At 66.3% G+C, this 246-nt stretch carries 1 pseudogene; it reads left to right on the forward strand.

The window, feature by feature from the left end:
- Nucleotides 1-122: 122 nt before the first annotated feature.
- Nucleotides 123-246, forward strand: a pseudogene (locus FNJ47_RS52385) (aldo/keto reductase); the annotation flags it as partial.

The raw sequence follows: 246 nt of genomic DNA on the forward strand, positions 1-246 counted from the left end.
CTGCCAACTCGCGTATCGGTTCCGCAACGGGCGATGGCGACGGCTCACCGCTCGGGCTGGTAGCCGTCGGTCAACGTTTTCAGGAAGGCGATGATGTCGGCTTCATCCTTCGCCGTCATCGCGGGCGGACCTGCGCTCGTATCGTCGAGCAGGCGCTGCGGCTCGGTTACCGGCACGTCGACACCGCGCAGATTTACGACAATGAGCGCGAGGTGGGCGAGGGGCTGCGCGCATCCGGCGTCAAGC

Source organism: Bradyrhizobium uaiense (assembly GCF_010811875.1).
GTDB classification, from domain to species: Bacteria; Pseudomonadota; Alphaproteobacteria; order Rhizobiales; family Xanthobacteraceae; genus Bradyrhizobium; species Bradyrhizobium uaiense.